We start from the raw sequence: 19,345 nt of genomic DNA, 5'->3' as shown, positions 1-19,345 counted from the left end.
CAACTCCGACGCGGCGGCTGCCACGGTGCGCAGGGCGGCGGTCGAGGAATTTTCGAAGCCGGTGAGCAACCGCTCGACGGCTTGGGCGCGGCGCGTCTTGGCCTGCTGTTCGGCGGCTTCGACGGCAGCGAGGCGGTCGGCCTCGATCATGTTGTCCTTGAACACTTGGACCGCGCGGGCCATGGCGCCCAGCTCGTCCTGGCGAGCCGTCCCGGGAATCTCTGTGCTCATCTCCCGGTTCGCCAACCGGCCCATGGTGCCGGTCAGCGCATGGAGCGGCTTTACGACTGCGGTGAGGATCAGCAGAGCGGCGCCGAAGCCAGCCATTGCCGCCACCAGGATCGCAACGATGATCCAGTTGCGCGAGGCGACGTAGATCTTGGCGCCGTTGTCCGCCGCCTTCACTCCCTCGACCCGGTTGAAGTTCACCAGCTCTTCCAGAATTGCCTTGGCAGTGCGAAATTCCTGTCGCGATTCGCCAGTGAACAATCCGGAGATCGCAGCCGTATCGTTCTTGCGGGCGAGCGGGCGCAACTGGTCCCGACTGATAGCGAAATATCGATTGAGAGAATCGACGAGTTTTCGATAGGTCTCGGTTTCCCAGCCGGGCGTCAACATGCCTTCATACACGGCGCGCTTCTGGTCGATCGTCCGGATGGCTTGGTCAAGGCTTTCCTCTTCCTTGCGGATTTCGGCCTCGTCCTGTACTGCGATCAAAGCGCCTTCGACCGTCCGGTATGAATAGAAGGTCGAATAGAGATCGGAGACGGCAACGACCGAAGGCAGCCAATTGTCGCGAATCTCAGCCGCCTCGTCATTGACGGATGACATGCGGTTGATCGCAAACAGGCCAAGCAGCGCGGTGCAGATTAAGAGCACCGAGAAAGCTGCAATCACCTTCGCCCGAACAGACGCATTCATCAACCGGTCCATAGCCAAAACCCCTTAGTCTCTAACCATTGTGAGTCTTAATAGGATCACAAGGAGATTAAATTGGGGCTTACCCTTATCGATTTCCTTTCATGGGTTACGAACGGAAAGTGCGAGAAGGGGGATGCAACCTTGCTGATGTGCGGTTCCAAAAGACCACATTTATGGTCCGCGAGAATTCGCTGTCTTCGCTTTATGGGAATTTGAGGGGATGGTGATCCGGGTGGGATTCGAACCCACGGCCACATGATTAAAAGTCACGTGCTCTACCGACTGAGCTACCGGATCATCCAGCGCGGCGGTGGGAAGCTGGCCCCCGCCGGAAGTGGGCGCACCATAGAAAGACGCGCCTGAAAGGTCAACCATGGGCTTGATGGCGGATGCAGGATTTTGCATCGAATCCGCCCATCAAACCCATGGCTTCGAAGGTCAGGTCTGGCTGGTCGTCGGGACAGTGCCGTTGCCGGCCTCCAGCGCGAAGCGTTCGGCCAGCCGTTCGGCGACACGGGCCGAGACGAAATGTCGGATGTCGCCGCCCAGGCGCCCGATCTCCTTGACGAAGCGCGAGGAGATGAACTGGTGCTTCTCCGACGACATCAGGAAGATCGTCTCGACCTTCGGGTTCAGCCGGGCGTTCATGCCCGCCATCTGGAATTCATATTCGAAGTCCGAGACGGCGCGCAGGCCGCGGATGATGACGCGGGCGTTCATCTCGATGGCGAAATGCATCAGCAGATTGTCGAACGCCCGCACCTCGATGCTGGCCCCGCCGGCATTCAGCGCGGCCACATCCTCGCGAACCATGGCGACCCGCTCGTCCGTGGAGTAGAGCGGCCCCTTGCCTGCATTCCGGGCGACGCCGATGATCAGGTGGTCGACCTGACGGGCAGCGCGCTGAATGATGTCCATGTGACCGTTGGTGATCGGATCGAAGGTGCCTGGATAGACACCGATTCGACGACCCTGGCTGGTCTCGGTCTGGCTGGTCGCCATGGGTTCCCCTTTAGGCCCGTCCGTTATTCGTTCGGCCCGGTGGTGCCGCCGGCATCGCCGACCGACCCGACCGAACCGTTGGCGTCACCGCCGTCCTCGACTCCAGTCTCTCCGACGCCGTTCTCACCCACGCCATTCTCGCCCTCTTCCTCGGCGATGGTGGCGACGGACACCACGCGTTCGTCCGCCCCCACGCGGAACAGCGTGACGCCCAGCGTCTTGCGGCCTGCCACCCGCACATCGTGCAGAGGCATGCGGATCACCTGGCCGCCGTTGGTGACCATCATCACCTGATGGTTCGATTCGACCGGGAAGGCGGCGACGATGGAGCCGTTACGCTCGCCCATCTCCATGTTCCAGATGCCCTGGCCCCCGCGTCCGGCGGTGCGATACTCGTAGGACGAGCTGCGCTTGCCATAGCCGCGGTCGGAGACGGTGAGAATATACTGTTCCTTCTGTTTCAATTCTTCGTACCGCTCCTGCGACAGGGTGACGCTGTCGGTCGGCACTTCATCGGCTTCCGGAGCGGCCTCGCCCTCCATCTCCAGCCCTTCGTCGCGCTTCATCTTGAAGAAGGCGGCGCGTTCCTCGGGCGTGGCGTCGACATGGGCCAGGATCGACAGCGACACCACCTCGTCCCCGTCGGCCAGCTTGATGCCGCGCACGCCGGTGGAGGTGCGGCCGGCGAAGACGCGCACATCGTCCACCGGGAAGCGGATGCACTTGCCGCCGCGGGTCGCCAGCAGGATGTCGTCGGTTTCCGAGCAGGTGTGGACGCCGATCAGCCGCTCGCCTTCCTCCTCCAGCTTCATGGCGATCAGGCCGTTGGAGCGGATGTTGGCGAAGTCGGACATGCGGTTGCGGCGCACGTTGCCTTTCGACGTGGCGAAGACGACGTGCAGGTCGGACCAGGCGGCCTCGTCTTCCGGCAGCGGCAGGACGGTGGTGATGGTCTCCCCGTCGATCAGCGGCAGCAGGTTGACGAAGGCCTTGCCGCGCGCCTGCGGGTTGCCCAGCGGCAGCCGGTAGACCTTCAGCTTGTAGACCATGCCGCGGTTCGAGAACAGCAGCAGCGGCGTGTGGGTGTTGGCGACGAACAGGTCGCTGACCGCATCCTCCGCCTTCATCGACATGCCGGAGCGGCCCTTGCCGCCGCGCTTCTGCGCACGGTAGGTCGACAGCGGCACCCGCTTCACATAGCCGGACTGGCTGACGGTGACGACCATGTCCTCGCGCTGGATCAGGTCCTCGATGTCGGCCTCGAACTCCAGATCCTGGATCTCGGTGCGGCGCGGGGTGCCGAACCGCTCCTTCATCTCGACCAGCTCGTCGCGCAGGATCCCCATCAGCTTCGGCCGGTTGGCGAGCGTGGCGAGGAAATCGGCGATCTGGTCGGTGACGTCGGTCAGCTCGGCGCCGATCTTGTCGCGCTCCAGCCCGGTCAGGCGGTGCAGGCGCAGGTCGAGAATGGCGCGCGCCTGGACTTCCGACAGCCGGTAGGTGCCCTGTTCGCTGACGCCGCGGCCCGGCTCGTCGATCAGTTCGATCAGCGGGCCGACGTCATGGACCGGCCATTCGCGGTTCATCATCTCCTCGCGCGCCCAGACCGGGTCGGGGGCGCTGCGGATCAGTTCGATCATCGCATCCAGGTTGGCGACGGCGACCGCCAGACCGACCAAGGTGTGCGCCCGCTCGCGCGCCTTGCCCAGCAGGAACTCGGTCCGGCGGGTGATGACCTGCTCGCGGAAGCGGACGAAGGCGGTGATGATCTGCAGCAGATGCATCAGCTCCGGGCGGCCGCCGTTCAGCGCCAGCATGTTGACGCCGAAGGAGGTCTGGAGCTGGGTATGGCGGAACAGCTGGGCCAGCACCACGTCGGGAACCGCGTCGCGCTTCAGCTCGACCACCACGCGCACGCCGTCGCGGTCGGATTCGTCGCGCAGGTCGGCGATGCCCTCGATGATCTTGTCGTTCACGACCTCGCCGATGCGCTCCATCAGCTTGGCCTTGTTGACCTGATAGGGGATCTCGGTCGCGACGATGGCGGTGCGGTCCTTGCGCACCTCCTCGAAATGGGTCTTGGCGCGCAGGATGATCGAGCCGCGCCCGGTCTGCAAGGCCGCCCGGCTGCCCGAGCGGCCGAGGATCAGGCCGCCCGTCGGGAAATCGGGGCCGGGCACATGCTCCATCAGCTCTTCGAGCGTGACGTCGGGGTTGTCGATGTAGGCGCAGCAGGCGTCGATCACCTCGCCCAGATTGTGGGTCGGGATGTTGGTCGCCATGCCGACGGCGATGCCGCCGGCGCCGTTCACCAGCAGGTTCGGGAAGCGGGCCGGGACGACGGTGGGCTCCCGGCCCGAATCGTCGTAGCTGGCCTGGAAGTCGATGGTGTCCTTGTCGATGTCGTCCAGCAGCGCTTCCGCCGACTTGGCCAGACGCGCCTCGGTGTAGCGCATCGCCGCCGGCGGGTCGCCGTCCATCGAACCGAAATTGCCCTGGCCGTCGATCAGCGGCAGGCGCATCGAGAAGTCCTGCGCCATGCGGACCATGGCGTCGTAGATCGCGCTGTCGCCGTGCGGGTGGTATTTACCCATCACGTCGCCGACGATGCGCGCCGACTTCTTATAGGGCTTGGTCGAGTCGTACCCGCCCTCCTTCATCGCGTAGAGGATGCGCCGGTGCACCGGCTTCAGCCCGTCGCGGACGTCGGGCAGGGCGCGGCTCACGATCACGCTCATCGCGTAGTCGAGATACGATTTCCGCATCTCGTCTTCGATGTTGATCGGCGCGATGTCGGAGGCGGGAGGAAGGGGCGTATTGCTCAAGCAGGACACTCATTCTTCGTATGCGCCGCCGCTTGACGAATCCGCGGCAGTCACTGGCCTTGCGGGCCGAAGGTTTTGCCCAGGAAATATAGCAACTCTCGCAATTGCACACAACGATTCGGGGCTGAAAAGCCGGCTCAGCGCCGGCTCAAATACGCGAATCGGAGCGAGAGGATGGTGACCGATACCAGACTGGCGATCAGGATTCCCTCGAACAGCCCATGGGCACCGTGGCCGAGGCCGAAGACCAGGAAGGCCGATACCGGAATCATCACCACCGCGTAGGAGAAGAAGTGCAGTGCCGTCGGGATCCAGGCGTCGTGCCGGCCGCGCAGCGCGTTCGCCATCACCGTCTGGCCGCCGTCGGCGATCAGGATCCAGGCGGTGAAGGCGATCAGCGGCACCACCGCCTCCAGCAGCTGCGGATCGTTGGAGTAGATGGCGCCCAGCGCGTCGGGCACGCTGCGATAGAGAATGCCGACGCAGGCCAGGATGGCGCTGGTGACGCCGAGGCCGGTCCAGCCGGCCAGTGCCATGTCGCTGCGGTCGCCGCGGCCATAGGCGACGCCGACCCGCACCGCGGTGGCCGAGGCAAGTCCGACAGCCGCCATGAAGGGCAGGGCGGTCAGGTTCAGCCCGACCGTGTAGGCGCCCAGCGCCAGTGGGGAGATCATGCCGGCGAACAGGCCGAGCCCACCGAAAGCTCCGCTCTCCACCCCGATGCTGAGCCCGGCGGCGTAGCCGAGGTGACGCTGGCGTGCGGCACCGCTCCACCAGTCGGACACCGGCCGGCGGACCTGCCAGCGGTCATGGTCGCGCATCCACCAGACATAGGCGACGAGCCCCAGCCCCATGGCCCAGCGCACGATGGTGGTCGCCCAGGCGGAGCCGACCGCTCCCAGCGGCTCCAGCCCGGCATGGCCCCACACCAGCGCCCAGGCCAGCGCCGCATTGACGATGTTGCCGATCACCATGGCGACCATGCCCGGCCATGGGCGCTTGACGCCCTCCAGGAAGAAGCCGGTGGTGATGTAGAGCATCATGCCCGGCGCGCCGAGGCCCAGAACCGCCAGCACATGGGCGCCGCCGGCAGACATCTCCGCGGTCTGGCCGCCGGCCTGGAAAAGCGGAACGCCGAGCAGCGAGACCAGGGCGAACAGCACCCCCAGCAGCAGCGCATAGGGGACCGACCGCCGCCATGCCCGCCCGCAGTCCGCATCGTTGCCGGCGCCGAAGGCGTGGGCGGTGATCATCACGGTGCCCATCAGCAGGCCGACCCCGCTGCCCACCATGATGTTGCCGGGTAGATGGGCCAGCCCGTAATAGGCCAGCTCCTGGGCGGAGAAACGGCCGACGATGGCGGTGTCGACCGCCATCATCACCATCAGGCCGGCGCGGGAGACGATGACCGGCGCCGCCAGCCGCAGCAGTTCGCCGATGTGGGCGGCAAGGCGCGCGCGCAACGGCTCCGGGGCGGGCAGGGTGGCGGTGCTCATGACGAAACCTGTGGTGGAAGAGGGTGGTGTCGCGGCCTGTGCCGTGCCGCCGGACGGTAGGGCTTGACCGGAAAGCAGGCAGACTGCGCAAAAGCTGGTCATCTTGCCCGGTGGGCGTACCGCGTCAAGGTTTTAGGGCGCCTCGAAAGGACCGTTGCATTCACTGCATGGCGGCGAGGTGGGGTGCGGAACCAAGCCGCTGTCATTCCGTTGTCAGAAACAGAGACAAACGACGCCCCGGCCATCGCCCGATCGCAATCGCTGATTTCCTTCTCCCAGCCCCACCCCAGACCGGAGAGACACCATGCAGCACGCCAAGAACCGCCGGCAGCGCGCCACCGCCCGCGCCATCCCGTTCCCCGCGCGCGAGATGGTGATCCTGACCTTTCTGATGGCGCTGGCGGCCATGCTGACCGGCTGCAACACGGTCGAGGGGGCCGGGCAAGACGTTCAGGCCGGCGGCCGGGCGATTGAACGGACGGTCGACTGACGCGTTATCCCAGGGCCACCCCCAGGGCCACCCTTGCGCCCCATGGCCACCCTTGCGAAGGAGTTCCCGTATGAGCGAACCGCAGAAGCCGTCCACCCCCGGCGAGATTCCGCCGCCGTCCAACCCGAATCCGCCGCAGCCCGGCCGGCCGACGACGCCCGATCCTTATCCGGTGCCCGACAACCCCGGCATCCTGCCGGAAGTCCCCCCGCCGGCCGACGAGCCGATGCCGGGCATGCCCAACCCGACGACGGCGTGACGGCGTCGCTGTACTGTAAAGGACCGTGGGAGGGGGCGCTGCTCCCCTCCCCAACCCGAACTGCTTACCGCCGCAGATCCCTGTCCAGGTTCGGCTCGGCCCGGTCGCCGTTCAGACGGGCGCGATAGACCTGCACCGCCTCCAGCACGCGCTGGACATAGTTGCGGGTTTCGGAGATCGGGATCAGTTCGATCCAATCGACCACGTCGATGGTCTCCGTGCGAGGATCGCCATAGGTCTGCAGCCACTGGCGCACCCGGTTCGGACCGGCGTTGTAGCCGGCGATCGCCAGCACCCAGGACCCGTTGAAACGGTCGATCAGTTCGGCCAGATAGGCCGAGCCCAGCGTGACGTTGTAGCCGGGGTCGGCGGTCAGCCGCGCGTTCGTGTGCTTTAGCCCCAGCTTTCCCGCCACCAGCTGCGCCGTCGTCGGCATCAACTGCATCAGCCCGCGCGCACCGGCGGACGAGACGATGGTGGGGTTGAAGGTGCTTTCCTGCCGGATGATGCCGTGGATCAGCGCCAGTTCCGGTGCAGACGGGCGGGCATCGATCATCGGATAGCCGGCCTCGACCAGGAACACCTCGTTCTGGGCGGCGTCCTTGGCAGCTGCCACCGCCAGATCGCGCCGGCCGAGGTCGCTGGCCAGCCGGGCGGTGAGCACATAGTCGGCCGGCGTCTTGGCGTCCAGGCTCAGGCGGCGGACGAACCCGGTCACCTGATCGGACGCATTGCCGCCGATCTCCGCCAGCAGGCGGGCGACGCGCACCACCTCGCGCTTGTTAAAGGCGGCCGTCTCGGCGCTCGACACGGTCGGCGGTGTCGGCAGGGTCACCGCCCCCCCGGAGACATGCCGGAAAGCCAGCTGACCGTAGAAGGTGGTGGGGTAGGTCGCCGCCTTGGCATACCAGTCGCGCGCCGGTCCGGTCTGGCCCAATGCCTCTGCGGCACGGCCGCACCAATAGGCGCCGCGCGCCTTGCTGATCGGCGCGGTGACGGAGCGGTACAGCTTGTGGAAGTGGGTGAAGGCTTCCGACGGCTTGTCGAGGAAACGAAGCGCCAGGAAGCCCGACAGGAACTCCGCATCGGCGAAGGAACTGCCCTCGCTCATGCCGTTGGCGCTGACCAGCCGGTAAGCGAGGTTGTAGTCGCCGCGCTCCATCGCCCGGCGGGCCAGCAGATGCCGTTCCGACCACCAGGATTGCGGACGGCCCATGTCGGTGCCGGCCTGGGCGATGATTTCCAGCGCGCCGGCATCGTCGCCCTTGCGCCGCAAATAGCGGGCACGGTCGAACATCAGGCCCGGATCGTTGAGCAGGCTGGGCGGCACGCGCGACAGGATCGCCTCGGCGCCCGCACTGTCGCCGTCCAGCGCGATGCGCGCCTCGATCAGCGCGTCATAGGCTTCGTCGAAGAAGGGCAGCATCCGGCGGACCGGAGCCTCCTGCTTGGCCCAGAGCAGCCGGTCGATGCGCGCCTTGTGTTCCTGCTGGCGCAGATAGGGCGTGTAATGGGAGAGGAAGGTGGCCTCTTCGTCCGCCGTGAAGGTGGCGTCGGCCCACTGCTTGCGGATCAGTGTGGTCGCACGATCGACGCTGCCGGTCGCGATCAGTGCGTCGGCGTAGCGGACGAAGCCGTCGTTGGTCTGCGGCGGGCTCTGGCGGAACCACTCCACCACGTCGGCCGGCGGGATATCGGGCATCGCCATTTCCGCCTGACGGCGCAGCGCCGCCATGTTCGGCCAGTCCGGATTCTCGCGGATGAAGGCGGCGATGTCGGTGAAGCTGCCGCCGCCCGGGTTGGCGAGCGCGATCCAGCGCAGAACCTTCGCCGGTAACGGGTCTTGCGCGTTCGATGCTGAGGCCAGCGCTTCCGAAAGACGCTCGTCATTGGCGAGCCTGAAGGCCTCGCGGTAGAGGACGATGTCCTGCGGGCTCAGCGCCGCGGCGGGAAGGGCGCCGGGAAGCGCCGCGAAAAGGGTGAGGAGACCCGCAAAAACAGAGGTCCGGGCGCTCTTGCCGAGGGCGGCGGGGAGGGATAATGTGCGCAACTCTTTTTTCCAGCTAAGCCGACTGAGGAGGCAGCCATGTTCCACGGTTCCATCGTCGCCCTTCTGACTCCGTTCAAGGGCGGGAAAGTGGACGAGAAGGCCTTCCAGTCCTTCGTGGAGTGGCAGGTCGCGCAGGGCACGCACGGTCTTGTACCCTGCGGCACCACCGGCGAGTCGCCGACCCTGTCCCATGAAGAACACAACCGCGTCGTGGAGCTGTGCATCGAGGCGGCCGGCGGCAAGGTTCCGGTGATGGCCGGAACCGGTTCCAACTCGACCGACGAGGCCATCGCCCTGACCCGCCATGCCAAGCAGGCCGGCGCGCAGGCGGCGCTCGTGGTCACGCCCTACTACAACAAGCCGTCTCAAGAGGGTCTGTACCAGCATTTCAAGGCGATCCATGACGCGGCGGATTTGCCGATCTTCATTTACAACATTCCGGGCCGCAGTGTCGTGGATATGTCTGTGGCGACGATGGCGCGGCTTGCAAAGCTGCCCAACATCGTCGGTGTGAAGGACGCGACCGCCGATTTGTCCCGCCCGTCCCGCCTGCTGCAGGAGGTCGGCTCCGACTTCATCCAGCTGTCGGGCGAGGATGCCACGGCGCTGGCCTTCAACGCGCAGGGCGGGGTGGGCTGCATCTCCGTCACCGCGAACATCGCGCCGGCGCTGTGCTCCGCCATGCAGACCGCCTGGGCGAAGGGCGACCTGAAGGAGGCGTTCCGCCTGCGCGACGTGCTGTCGCCGGTCCACGACTCGATGTTCGTCGAAACCAGCCCGGCGCCGGTCAAGTTCGCCGCCAGCCTGCTCGGCCTCGGCAGCGACGAGGTGCGCCTGCCGCTGGTTCCGGCGACCGAGACCGCCCGTACCGCCGTGCGTGGAGCCATGACCAAAGCCGGCCTGTTGTCCTGAGTGACGGAACGGGCCGTATAGGAGAGAGACTTGGCGACGCGCGAGGAAGCTAAAAAATACGCGGCGCAGAACCGCCGCGCGCGGTTCGACTTCTTCATCGACGATGTCCTCGAAGCCGGAATCATGCTGACCGGGTCGGAGGTGAAGTCGTTGCGCGGCGGTCGCGCCAGTGTGAACGAGGCCTATGCCGGTCTGAAGAGCGGGGAGCTGTACCTGTTCAACGCGTACATCCCCGAATATCTCCAGGCCGGCCGCATCGATCAGCATGAGCCGAAGCGGCCGCGCAAGCTGCTGGTCCGCCGCCGCGAGCTGGACAAGCTCGCGGCCGGGATCAAGCAGAAGGGCGTCACGCTGGTGCCGATGTCGGTCTATTTCAACGACCGTGGCTATGCCAAGGTCGAGATCGGCCTCGCCACCGGCAAGAAGAAGCACGACAAGCGTCAGAGTGAGAAGGACCGCAGTTGGCAGCGCGACAAGGCGCGGCTGATGCGCGACAAGGGTTAATTCTTTGGCACGTCTCGACAATCGGGCCACGGACCGCGACTCCACCGTCGCCGCCGTGGCCGCCGAAGCCCTGTCCGAAATCCGGCCGCAGGGCCGGATTCTCGTCGCCTTCGACAGCGACGGTGCCATCGCCGACGCGCTCCGCGATGGCGGTGCGGACGTGGTGGTGTGGAACCGGCTCGCCACAGGTGGGCAGGCCGCCACGCCCTGGCCGGCGGAGGGGCCGTTCGATGGCGCCGTGCTGCGCCTGCCGCGCGGTTGGGCCGGGTTCGAGATGGCGCTGCACGCGCTTGCCTCCCGCCTTGCACCCGGTGCCCCGCTGTGGATCGCCGGGGGCAACGACGAGGGCGTGACCAGTGCCGCGAAGCATCTGGACGGGCTGACGGAAGAACCGGAAACGCTGATCATCAAGCGGCGCGCCCGGCTGCTGCTGACCCAGCGCACCGATGCACCGGCCAAGGGCGCGCTGGAGGATTGGCGGCAGACCGTCACCCTCACACTGCCCGACCGGACGCTGGAACTGGTGTCCTATCCGGGCCTGTTCGCCCACGGCCATCTGGATGCCGGCACCGAATGCCTGCTGAAGGTGCTGCCGGAGGTGGCGGCCGGCACCCGCGTGCTGGATTTCGGCTGCGGCGCCGGGGTGATCGCACGGGCCGTGCGTGAGCGTCAGCCCGACGCGCCGCTGACCCTGCTGGACATCGACGCGGTGGCCTTGCACGCTGCCCGTCAGAACGTGCCGGACGCCGAACTGGTGCTGAGCGACGGTTTGGCCGGCTTGGGCACCCGCGAGCGTTTCGGCCTGATCCTGTCCAACCCGCCGCTTCACCGCGGCAAGGACGAGGATTTCGGCATGCTCGACGCGCTGGTGGCGGGGACGAAGCAGTATCTGAAGCTGCGCGGCACGCTGGTTGCGGTAACGCAACGGACTGCCGGCGTCGGCAAACTGTTCAAGGCGGCGTTCGGCCACAGCGACATGCTGATGGAAACCACGCAGTTCCAGGTCTGGTCGGGAACGCCGAAGTAGGACATGCAGGACATGGGAGGTGGCAGATCATGCCGCCTCCCATCGTCCGTCATCGCACCTTACACATTCACCCCGCGCATCCCCTCGGCGGTGTAGCGGTCCCCTGCCGCCGCGCCCGGTGGCAGCGCGTCGCTCAGCGCCTTGGCCTCCGCATCGGTCAGCGTCACCGCTGCGGCGCCGACATTCTCCTCCAGATACTTGATCCGCTTGGTGCCTGGGATCGGCAGAATGTCCGGCCCCTGGGCCAGCAGCCAGGCAAGCGCCACCTGCCCCGGCGTGCAGCCCTTCTGCGCAGCCAGTGCCTTGACCTGTTCGACCAGGGCCAGATTGCGGTCGAAATTGTCGCCGGAAAAGCGCGGTGCCACACGGCGGAAGTCGTTCTCGGCGAACTGGTCGGGGCTGCTGACCGCCCCCGTCAGCATGCCGCGGCCGAGCGGTGCGTAGGCGACCAGCGAGATGCCCAGGTCGCGGCAGGTCGGCAGCACCGCAGCCTCGACATCGCGGGTCCACAGCGAATATTCGCTCTGCACCGCGGCAATGGGGTGGACGGCATGAGCGCGGCGCAGGGTTGCCGCGGACACCTCCGACAGGCCGAGCGCACGGACCTTGCCCGCCTTGACCAGATCGGCCATGGCGCCGACCGTCTCTTCCACGGGGATGTCAGGGTTGATGCGGTGGGCGTAATAGAGGTCGATGGTCTCCACCCCCAACCGCTTCAGCGAAGCGTCGCAGGCCTGGGCCACGTAGGCCGGGCTGGTATCAACCCGGCGGGCATACTCGCCAGGCTGGCGGACGATGCCGAACTTGGTGGCAATCGTCATCCGGTCGCGCCTGCCGGCCAGGAAACGGGCGAGCAGCGTTTCATTGTGTCCACTGCCATACATGTCGGCGGTGTCGTAGTGGGTGACGCCAAGCTCCAGCGCCCGCTCCAGCGTGGTGAGCGACTGGGCATCGTCGGTCGGGCCATAGAACTCCGACATGCCCATGCAGCCGAGGCCGATTTCGGATACCGAGAGAATGCCACCGATGTTGCGCTGTTTCATCGCTTTACCCCTCCCGTGCCGCGGCCGGGCGGATTACCCTGGGAGCCTGCGGCAACAACTACACTACACTGTGCAGTGTACTTTGAGGGTGGGGAATGTCAACGTCTCAGGCGGGGGGTGCCGCGCGCGGTTCGGTCAAACGGGATGCGGTGGTGGAGGCGGCGACGCGTGCCTTCCTGACACATGGCTACGAGGCGTCGTCGATGGACGCCATCGCCGCCGACGCCAACGTGTCGAAGCGCACCGTCTACAACCATTTCCCCGGCAAGCGGGAGCTGTTCCAGGCCGTTGTGTCGGAACTCTATGAGGGATTCCGCAGCGAGGACGGACAAAGCCTGCTGCGCCACGACCAACCGCCGGAGCGGGCTCTGCCGGCTTTCCTGCGGTCTCTGCTGGTCCATACCGGCCGGCCGGAGGTGCGCGGCCTCCTGCGTCTGGTGATCGCCGAGCACCAGCGCTTTCCCGAACTGTCGCAGGACTATCTGGAGGGCGGTAAGAGCCAGGCCTATGCGCTGCTGGACGACTACATCGCCGCCCAGCATGCGCGCGGCCGGCTGAACGCGCCGGATCCGCATGTGGTGGCGACCCAGTTGCTGGGTGGCATGAAGGAGGTTCTGTTCTGGCCGACCATGTTGGGCCTGCCGGTCACCGCCGACCCGGAGAAGGTGATCGCCGATTCGGTCGCGGCCCTGATCCGCGCCTACGGCGCCGCGCCGGTCAGCGTACCCGCAGGTTCGACGGGTTGACGCCCATCGCTTCCCTGATCCGGCGGGCGAAGTGGGAGCGGTTGGCATAACCGCAGGCCTCCGCCGCCTCCTGCACGCTCAGCCCCTCGCTTTCCAGCAGGTCGCGGGCGTGGGCAACCCGTTCTTCCGTCAGGATGCTGCGGACCGAGCACCCCTCGTCGCTCAATCGGCGGCGCAGCGTGCCGGTGCTGAGGTTGAGCGCTCCGGCCACGCGCTCCGCGGTCCAGGGAATGTCGGGCTGGGTCCGCAGCAACTGGCGCACCGCGTCGGCAGTCCCGGTCGGCGCCACCGGTCCCAGCCACCAGACACCATCCTCCAGCAAGGCCAGCAACACCTCCATGCAGCGATGCTCCGCCAGCTTTGGCGGGAGCGGAGGGTCGGCGGTGAGACCGGCGGCGGCATGGTGGATGGCGTCGGTCAGGGGCGGCGTCAGGGTGACATGCCAGTCGCCGGGCCGGGTGCGTTGCGTCAGCCCGTCCGTGCCATGGGCCCGCAGAAGCCGCCGGACCATCTCTGCCGGGAACTCCAGCACCAGCGCACGGTAACGTCCGCCGGCGCTGGGATCGTTCACCACCGCTCCGGACCAGCCCGGCGGCAGCAGCATGGCGCTGCCGGCCGGGAAGCGGCGGGTTGTGCGGGACTGGTCGGTCAGCTCCTTGGTGCCTTCCAGCACCGCGATCAGGGCGGTGCGCTCGATCTGCACCTCGGCCAGACGCTCGCGGTCATGGGCGACGAAGGCCCACAGCTCCGGCCGGTGTGGCCGGTCGCCGCCGCCGGGACGCAGGTCGCGGGCGGCGAAGCGGGACAGGCGGGCGAGCAGATCGGGACCCATGGCGTTCATCCTTCGGCTTCGGCCGATCCTAGGGCTGGTCGGCTCAGGCGATCAACGGCCGTAGAGGGCCGTCAGCGTCGCCTTGCCCAAGCCGGCGGCGTTCAGGTTGAAGCCGACCATGGCGCCCGATGCGTCGGCGGGCAGGGGCAGGCTGTCGACCTTCAGCGCATGGACGGTGACGACATAGCGGTGCGGCTTGTCGCCCTGCGGCGGGCAGGGACCGCCATAGCCGGGGGTGCCGAAGTCGGTGCGGCTCTGCACGGCCCCGGCTGGCAGGGTGGGCTTGGCCGCATCGCCGGCACCGGCGGGCAGGCTGCGGCTGTCGGGCGGCAGGTTGAACACCACCCAGTGCCACCATCCGCTGCCGGTCGGCGCATCCGGATCGTAGATGGTTACGGCGAGGCTGCGCGTGCCGGCCGGCGGCGCCGTCCAGCTCAGGGCCGGCGACTGGTTGGCGCCGGTACAGCCGAAGCCGGCGAAGACATTTCGCTCGGGGATCGGCGACGTGCCGGTGAAATCGGGGCTGCGCAGTTCGAATGCCGCAGCGGGCGAGGCGGCCAGCAGCAGGCCGGTCAGCAGAGCCATGCGGACGGGAAATTCAGCGGTCATCGGGCGTCTCCGTCGTTCGGGATGCCCTGACGATAAAGAGCCGCGGATCGCTCCGCGGCCCCGAACGGCTCAAAGACGGTCCCGAACTGCTCAGCCCTGCCTGAGCAGCCTCGCCGCATCCACCGCGCCATAGGTCAGGATGGCGTCGCAGCCGGCCCGCTTGAAACCCATCAGCGTTTCCAGCAGTGCCTTGTCGTAGTTCAGCCAGCCATTGCCCGAGGCGGCGCGCAGCATCGCGTATTCGCCCGATACGTGGTAGGCAAAGGTCGGGACCGCGAACTGGTCCTTCACCCGCCGGATGACGTCGAGATAAGGCAGGCCCGGCTTCACCATCACCATGTCCGCCCCCTCCTGCAGGTCGCAGGCGACCTCGCGCAGGGCCTCGTCGGTGTTGGCGGGGTCCATCTGGTAGGTGGTCTTGTCGCCCTTCAGGAAGCCGCCGGAATTCACCGCGTCGCGGAACGGGCCGTAGAAGGCGGAGGCGTATTTGGCGGCGTAGGAACAGACACGGGTCAGCTGATACCCCTCGGCATCCAGCGTGTCGCGAATGGCGCCGATGCGGCCGTCCATCATGTCGGACGGGGCGACGATGTCGACGCCGGCCTCCGCCTGCGACAGGGCCTGACGGATCAGCACCTCGACCGTCTCGTCATTCTGGATGTAGCCGTCGCGCAGGAGGCCGTCATGCCCATGCGTGGTGTAGGGATCGAGGGCCACGTCGCCCAGGATGCCGACATCGGGGGCGGCGGCCTTCACCGCGCGGATGGCGCGGTTCATCAGATTCTCCGGATTGTAGGCTTCCGCCGCATCCTCCGACTTGCCCTCGGAGCCGACGACCGGAAATAGCGCGATGCAGGGAATGCCCAGCGCGCCGGCTTCCACCACCGCCTCGCACAGCAGGTCGATGGTCATGCGTTCCACGCCGGGCATCGAGGCGACGGGCTCCCGCCGGTTCTCGCCTTCGATCACGAAGACCGGCCAGATCAGGTCGTCGGCGGTCAGCGTGTTCTCGGCGACCAGACGGCGGGTCCAGGCATCGGCGCGGTTGCGGCGCAGACGGGTGCGCGGGAAGGCGGCGGGCAGGGTGATCGGCATCGGGAGAACCATGCACTTAGAACGAGTGCGGCGATCCTACGCCTTCCCTCATCGTGAACTCAAGCCGCGGGGACCGTTCCAGGCCTTAGGGACCGGGCATGAGCCTTGCGCAGGTCTCATGCCCCGCCATGCGCTTCCCCGCTTGCATGTCGGGCAACCGACTCCCATCGCGCAGCCATCGGATCGGCGACGGTGGAATCGTCCGAGCCCACCGGTCGGAAGCCGGTGTCCTGTGCCTGCAGGGCCCAGCGGCTGCCTTCCTTGCGGTAACTGGACACCAGTCCGGCGGTAAAGGCCGCACCCTCCCACGACCGCACCTCGAACGTCACATTGGGGTGGGCGACGGTGATGAGGTTATAGGCGTTCGCTTCGTTCCGCAGGCGGGTCGAGGTGGCGGTGGAGGCCTGGGCGACCAGGATGGACCGGGCGACCTGGGTGTGGAAGCTCATGATGTCGCCGGAATAGGCCTTGTGCAGATGCCCGGCCAGCAGCAGGTCGACGCCGCAGCTTTCCAACGCCGGCAGCGCCAGCTTGTGGCGGCCGACAAGTTGCGTCTTGGGCAGGTCGGGCGGCGGCAGGAAGGGATGGTGGGTGAACAGCACCTTGAACACCCTGTCCGGCATTCCGCAGAAGACCTCGCGGACCCGCGCGATCTGCCGCTTGTTCATCCGCCCTTCGGAAAAATCCATGATGACGGGACGGGCGGTGTTGATGCCCAGCACGGCGATCTCGTCGTCGATGTGCAGCGGACTGAAGTCGCTGGTGATGTAGCGCCGGTAATGGCCGAACGGGTCGGTGAAGCGCTTGAACACATTGTAAACCGGTATGTCATGATTCCCCGGTACAGCCATGTAAGGAAACGGCAATTTTTGCAGGAAGGCCCGCGCCTCCTCGAAATGGCGCGCTTTGGCCCGCTGAACGAAATCGCCTGAGATGACGATCAGGTCGGGAGCCTGCGCCGTCAGGTCGGCCAGCAGGCCATCGACCACGCGCGGGTCGATCCGCCCGAAATGCAGGTCGGAAATATGAGCGAGCCGTTTCACGCCATCCTCATCCTTTCTCTCAGCCAGGCGCCAGAACCTTCAGTGCACCGGGGAGAATCCGATAATGCAGCGGAGCGTGCAGTTTCCGGATCTCGCCATCGTTGACCATCTTCAGGTGGTGCCTGCGGCTGTGGACCGTCAGGTTGGTGACCGCATAGGTCTCCAGCCCTTCGTCCTGCTTCCACGAACCGGCAACCAGACGTCCCATCAACCGCAACATCGCGAAGGCGTTCCGTTCGCGGGCCACATAAACCCCGAGTTTCCCGGCATCGAGCGCCTGACGGGAGAGGACGAGGCCGAACCCGTCGTCATAGACGTTGTTGGACACCACCAGAATCGGCGTGCGCATCCGGCGCGGACCCTCGCCCCAGTCCAGCCGCACATCCAGCATCGGCAGCCGGTACAGCGTCTTCGCCAAGGCCACGGCGGCACCGGGCCATTTCAGCAGCCGGTGCTGCTTGCGCTGGCGTTCGCGTTCCTGAACCACCTGCGGATAGAAGCCCAGAACCGAACTGTTGGTGTAGGGCTCCCCGTTCACCTCGGCGATGTCGATGGCGCGGATCCGGCCCGCAGCCAGTGCCTCCGCTGCATCCTCAAGTTCCAGTGGAACATGAAGATCGCGGGCTAACAGGTTGAGAGTGCCTAGAGGTATCACGCCAAGCGTCTTGCCTTTCGGGAGCGCCAGCTTCACCGCGCTGTGCAGCGTGCCGTCGCCGCCGCCGACCACAACGGCCTCGGCGTCGGAGTCCAGCACCCGTTGGATCGTGTCGGTGCATTGCGCGCCGTCGACGGTGTGGAGGTCCACGGTCGCACCATGCCGTTCGAATGCTGTGCGGATCGCCGTCTCGGCGCGGTCGATGGGCCGATCGACCAGGGAACCTGCCTGCCGGTTCAGGACGATTCCGATCTTCATGGCGCACCCGGCAGGCTGTTGAACGGCATCGGCATCTGATCTTCCCTGAGAAGTCTAATGGGGTCTCGTCTTCAGATGAGAGCGTGAGCGCAACGGTCCAAGAGGGGCGATGTTCCTGATTGGCCCTGCGGGACCCTCACGGGCGAACATCCGGATCCGTATGGTGGGTTTGACAGCGCCGCCCGCTCCCGTATCATCGCTGCCGGCCGATGCTGCCGTCCTGACGCGCAAAGGGATGCTCGGCAGGGATGGCGCAGGTGGCCCGTCACCGCCCGATTCGCAACGATAATTGAGAAAATACAAGACGATGAGCGACGCTGCTGAGATTCTGTTCGAACGTCGGGGCGCCATCGGCCTCGTCACGCTCAACCGGCCCAAGGCGCTGAACGCGCTGACGCTGGGCATGATCAGGCTGTTCGATCCGCAGCTGCGGGCTTGGAACGCCGATCCGGAGGTCAAGGCCGTCGTGATTCGCGGTGCCAGCGAAAAGGCTTTTTGCGCCGGCGGCGACGTCGTCAGCCTGTATGAGGCAGGCAAGGCCGCCAAGGAGGGGCGTGGCGACACCGGACCGGTCCGTGCCTTCTTCAGCGAGGAATATGTGCTGAACCGGTTGATCAAGCGCCTGTCCAAGCCCTATGTCGCGCTGATCGACGGCATTTCCATGGGCGGCGGCGTCGGACTGTCGGTGCACGGCACCCACCGCATCGTCACCGAGCGCACCCTGTTCGCCATGCCGGAAACCGGCATCGGCCTCTATCCCGACGTCGGCGGCACCTATTTTCTGCCGCGCCTGCCAGGGCAGGTCGGCATCTGGCTGGGGCTGACCGGCGACCGGCTGAAGGCGGCCGACCTGCTTGCCATCGGTGCCGCCGACGCCTTCGTACCGAGCGCCAGGATCGACGCGCTGATCGACGATCTGGCTGCCGGCGTCCCGGCCGACGAGGCCGTCGCCACCCATCGCGGTGAAGCGGGCGATGCGGCGGTGAGCGGCATCCGCGCGGCGGTCGACCGCTGCTACGCCTTCGACAGTGTCGAAGCCATCGTCAAGGCGCTTGAGGCCGAGGGAACCGAGTGGGCGGCCGGTCAGATCGCCATCCTGCGCCGGGTGTCGCCGACCAGCCTGAAGGTGACGCTGGCTGCCTTGCGCCGTGGCGCCAAGCTGGATTTCGAAGGTTGCATGGTGCAGGAACTGCGCCTCAGCCTCGCCTTTCTGGCCGGCGACGATTTCTACGAGGGTATCCGCGCCGTCCTGGTCGACAAGGACAAGAACCCGAAATGGAAGCCGGCCGAGCTGACCGATGTCGGTCCGTCGGATGTCGAGCGGCACTTCGCCGAACCGGCTGGCGGCGATCTCGTGTTCCGGGACTGACCATAGGCGATGCCGAGGGGATGAAGGTCACGCACCGATTGCATGCCCTTCCCCTTTTTGCTTATGCGGGACCTGCCGCCCGGCCGAAAGCCTTTCGCCGGGGGCACCCTGCGAAAGGGGCCTGTACAGACGGGTTGTGCCAGACTTTTTCTGGAATTATTAAGATGATTGCCGACGAATGATCGGTTAATCTCGCTTTAAGGTCCCGG

18 protein-coding genes and 1 tRNA gene are annotated in these 19,345 nt (G+C 66.5%); 7 read left to right on the top strand and 12 right to left on the bottom strand.

What is annotated here, in order from left to right:
• The 5 genes from VH569_RS16375 to VH569_RS16355 all read right to left on the bottom strand — a co-directional run.
• A partial coding sequence (locus tag VH569_RS16375; RefSeq protein WP_423316281.1) for an MCP four helix bundle domain-containing protein occupies positions 1 to 933 on the bottom strand: 933 nt, incomplete at its 3' end.
• 209 nt (positions 934 to 1,142) lie between these two features.
• Positions 1,143 to 1,218, bottom strand: a tRNA-Lys gene (locus VH569_RS16370).
• 141 nt (positions 1,219 to 1,359) lie between these two features.
• Positions 1,360 to 1,923, bottom strand: coding sequence for a pantetheine-phosphate adenylyltransferase (gene coaD, locus VH569_RS16365; protein ID WP_423316280.1), 564 nt, complete (start codon positions 1,921 to 1,923; stop codon positions 1,360 to 1,362).
• A gap of 23 nt (positions 1,924 to 1,946) precedes the next feature.
• On the bottom strand, positions 1,947 to 4,748 hold the full coding sequence (gyrA, locus tag VH569_RS16360; protein ID WP_423316279.1) for a DNA gyrase subunit A: 2,802 nt from the start codon (positions 4,746 to 4,748) through the stop codon (positions 1,947 to 1,949).
• 137 nt (positions 4,749 to 4,885) lie between these two features.
• Complete coding sequence (locus tag VH569_RS16355; protein ID WP_423316278.1) at positions 4,886 to 6,244, bottom strand: MATE family efflux transporter; 1,359 nt, start codon at positions 6,242 to 6,244, stop codon at positions 4,886 to 4,888.
• A gap of 304 nt (positions 6,245 to 6,548) precedes the next feature.
• Here VH569_RS16355 and VH569_RS16350 point away from each other — a divergent pair, with 304 nt between their 5' ends.
• Positions 6,549 to 6,734 (top strand): entericidin A/B family lipoprotein, encoded by a 186-nt coding sequence (locus VH569_RS16350; RefSeq protein ID WP_098739779.1) that lies wholly within the window; start codon positions 6,549 to 6,551, stop codon positions 6,732 to 6,734.
• A gap of 70 nt (positions 6,735 to 6,804) precedes the next feature.
• On the top strand, positions 6,805 to 6,993 hold the full coding sequence (locus VH569_RS16345; RefSeq protein ID WP_423316277.1) for a hypothetical protein: 189 nt from the start codon (positions 6,805 to 6,807) through the stop codon (positions 6,991 to 6,993).
• A gap of 64 nt (positions 6,994 to 7,057) precedes the next feature.
• Here VH569_RS16345 and VH569_RS16340 read toward each other — a convergent pair whose 3' ends face one another.
• Positions 7,058 to 9,043 (bottom strand): lytic transglycosylase domain-containing protein, encoded by a 1,986-nt coding sequence (locus VH569_RS16340; RefSeq protein ID WP_423316276.1) that lies wholly within the window; start codon positions 9,041 to 9,043, stop codon positions 7,058 to 7,060.
• A gap of 36 nt (positions 9,044 to 9,079) precedes the next feature.
• Here VH569_RS16340 and dapA point away from each other — a divergent pair, with 36 nt between their 5' ends.
• The 3 genes from dapA to VH569_RS16325 are packed head-to-tail and all read left to right on the top strand — an operon-like array spanning position 9,080 to position 11,486.
• A complete protein-coding gene (gene dapA / locus VH569_RS16335; RefSeq protein ID WP_423316275.1) occupies positions 9,080 to 9,955 on the top strand; it encodes a 4-hydroxy-tetrahydrodipicolinate synthase in 876 nt (291 codons plus the stop codon).
• A gap of 30 nt (positions 9,956 to 9,985) precedes the next feature.
• Positions 9,986 to 10,459 carry an SsrA-binding protein SmpB gene (gene smpB, locus VH569_RS16330; protein WP_098739782.1) on the top strand — a complete coding sequence of 158 codons (474 nt, stop codon included), beginning with the start codon at positions 9,986 to 9,988 and terminating at the stop codon, positions 10,457 to 10,459.
• Positions 10,460 to 10,463: 4 nt separating this feature from the next.
• The gene (locus VH569_RS16325; RefSeq protein ID WP_423316274.1) at positions 10,464 to 11,486 is read left to right on the top strand and encodes a methyltransferase; all 1,023 of its coding nucleotides are present in this window, start codon (positions 10,464 to 10,466) and stop codon (positions 11,484 to 11,486) included.
• Between the two features lie 59 nt (positions 11,487 to 11,545).
• Here VH569_RS16325 and VH569_RS16320 read toward each other — a convergent pair whose 3' ends face one another.
• Complete coding sequence (locus tag VH569_RS16320) at positions 11,546 to 12,529, bottom strand: aldo/keto reductase (protein ID WP_423316273.1); 984 nt, start codon at positions 12,527 to 12,529, stop codon at positions 11,546 to 11,548.
• 95 nt (positions 12,530 to 12,624) lie between these two features.
• Between VH569_RS16320 and VH569_RS16315 the strand changes: the two genes are divergently transcribed.
• On the top strand, positions 12,625 to 13,275 hold the full coding sequence (locus VH569_RS16315; RefSeq protein ID WP_423316272.1) for a TetR/AcrR family transcriptional regulator: 651 nt from the start codon (positions 12,625 to 12,627) through the stop codon (positions 13,273 to 13,275).
• Here the strand turns inward: VH569_RS16315 and VH569_RS16310 are convergent.
• The 5 genes from VH569_RS16310 to VH569_RS16290 all read right to left on the bottom strand — a co-directional run bounded on the left by VH569_RS16310 (position 13,247) and on the right by VH569_RS16290 (position 17,767).
• Complete coding sequence (locus VH569_RS16310) at positions 13,247 to 14,107, bottom strand: helix-turn-helix transcriptional regulator (RefSeq protein WP_423316271.1); 861 nt, start codon at positions 14,105 to 14,107, stop codon at positions 13,247 to 13,249. The genes VH569_RS16315 and VH569_RS16310 overlap by 29 nt on opposite strands.
• A gap of 51 nt (positions 14,108 to 14,158) precedes the next feature.
• Positions 14,159 to 14,716 carry a YbhB/YbcL family Raf kinase inhibitor-like protein gene (locus VH569_RS16305; RefSeq protein WP_423316270.1) on the bottom strand — a complete coding sequence of 186 codons (558 nt, stop codon included), beginning with the start codon at positions 14,714 to 14,716 and terminating at the stop codon, positions 14,159 to 14,161.
• A 90-nt stretch (positions 14,717 to 14,806) separates the two neighbouring features.
• Positions 14,807 to 15,811, bottom strand: coding sequence for a porphobilinogen synthase (hemB, locus tag VH569_RS16300; RefSeq protein ID WP_247879807.1), 1,005 nt, complete (start codon positions 15,809 to 15,811; stop codon positions 14,807 to 14,809).
• Positions 15,812 to 15,927: 116 nt separating this feature from the next.
• On the bottom strand, positions 15,928 to 16,854 hold the full coding sequence (locus VH569_RS16295; RefSeq protein ID WP_423316269.1) for a metallophosphoesterase family protein: 927 nt from the start codon (positions 16,852 to 16,854) through the stop codon (positions 15,928 to 15,930).
• A gap of 19 nt (positions 16,855 to 16,873) precedes the next feature.
• On the bottom strand, positions 16,874 to 17,767 hold the full coding sequence (locus VH569_RS16290; protein ID WP_109050044.1) for a diacylglycerol/lipid kinase family protein: 894 nt from the start codon (positions 17,765 to 17,767) through the stop codon (positions 16,874 to 16,876).
• 307 nt (positions 17,768 to 18,074) lie between these two features.
• Here VH569_RS16290 and VH569_RS16285 point away from each other — a divergent pair, with 307 nt between their 5' ends.
• Positions 18,075 to 19,136 carry an enoyl-CoA hydratase/isomerase family protein gene (locus VH569_RS16285; protein WP_423316268.1) on the top strand — a complete coding sequence of 354 codons (1,062 nt, stop codon included), beginning with the start codon at positions 18,075 to 18,077 and terminating at the stop codon, positions 19,134 to 19,136.
• Positions 19,137 to 19,345: the final 209 nt, after the last annotated feature.

Origin of the sequence: Azospirillum sp. 11R-A, from assembly GCF_049472615.1 — a bacterium.
In the GTDB taxonomy this organism is placed as follows: domain Bacteria; phylum Pseudomonadota; class Alphaproteobacteria; order Azospirillales; family Azospirillaceae; genus Azospirillum; species Azospirillum palustre.
The sequence above is the reverse complement of the archived record's forward strand: the minus strand, read 5'-3'. Positions and strand labels throughout refer to the sequence as shown.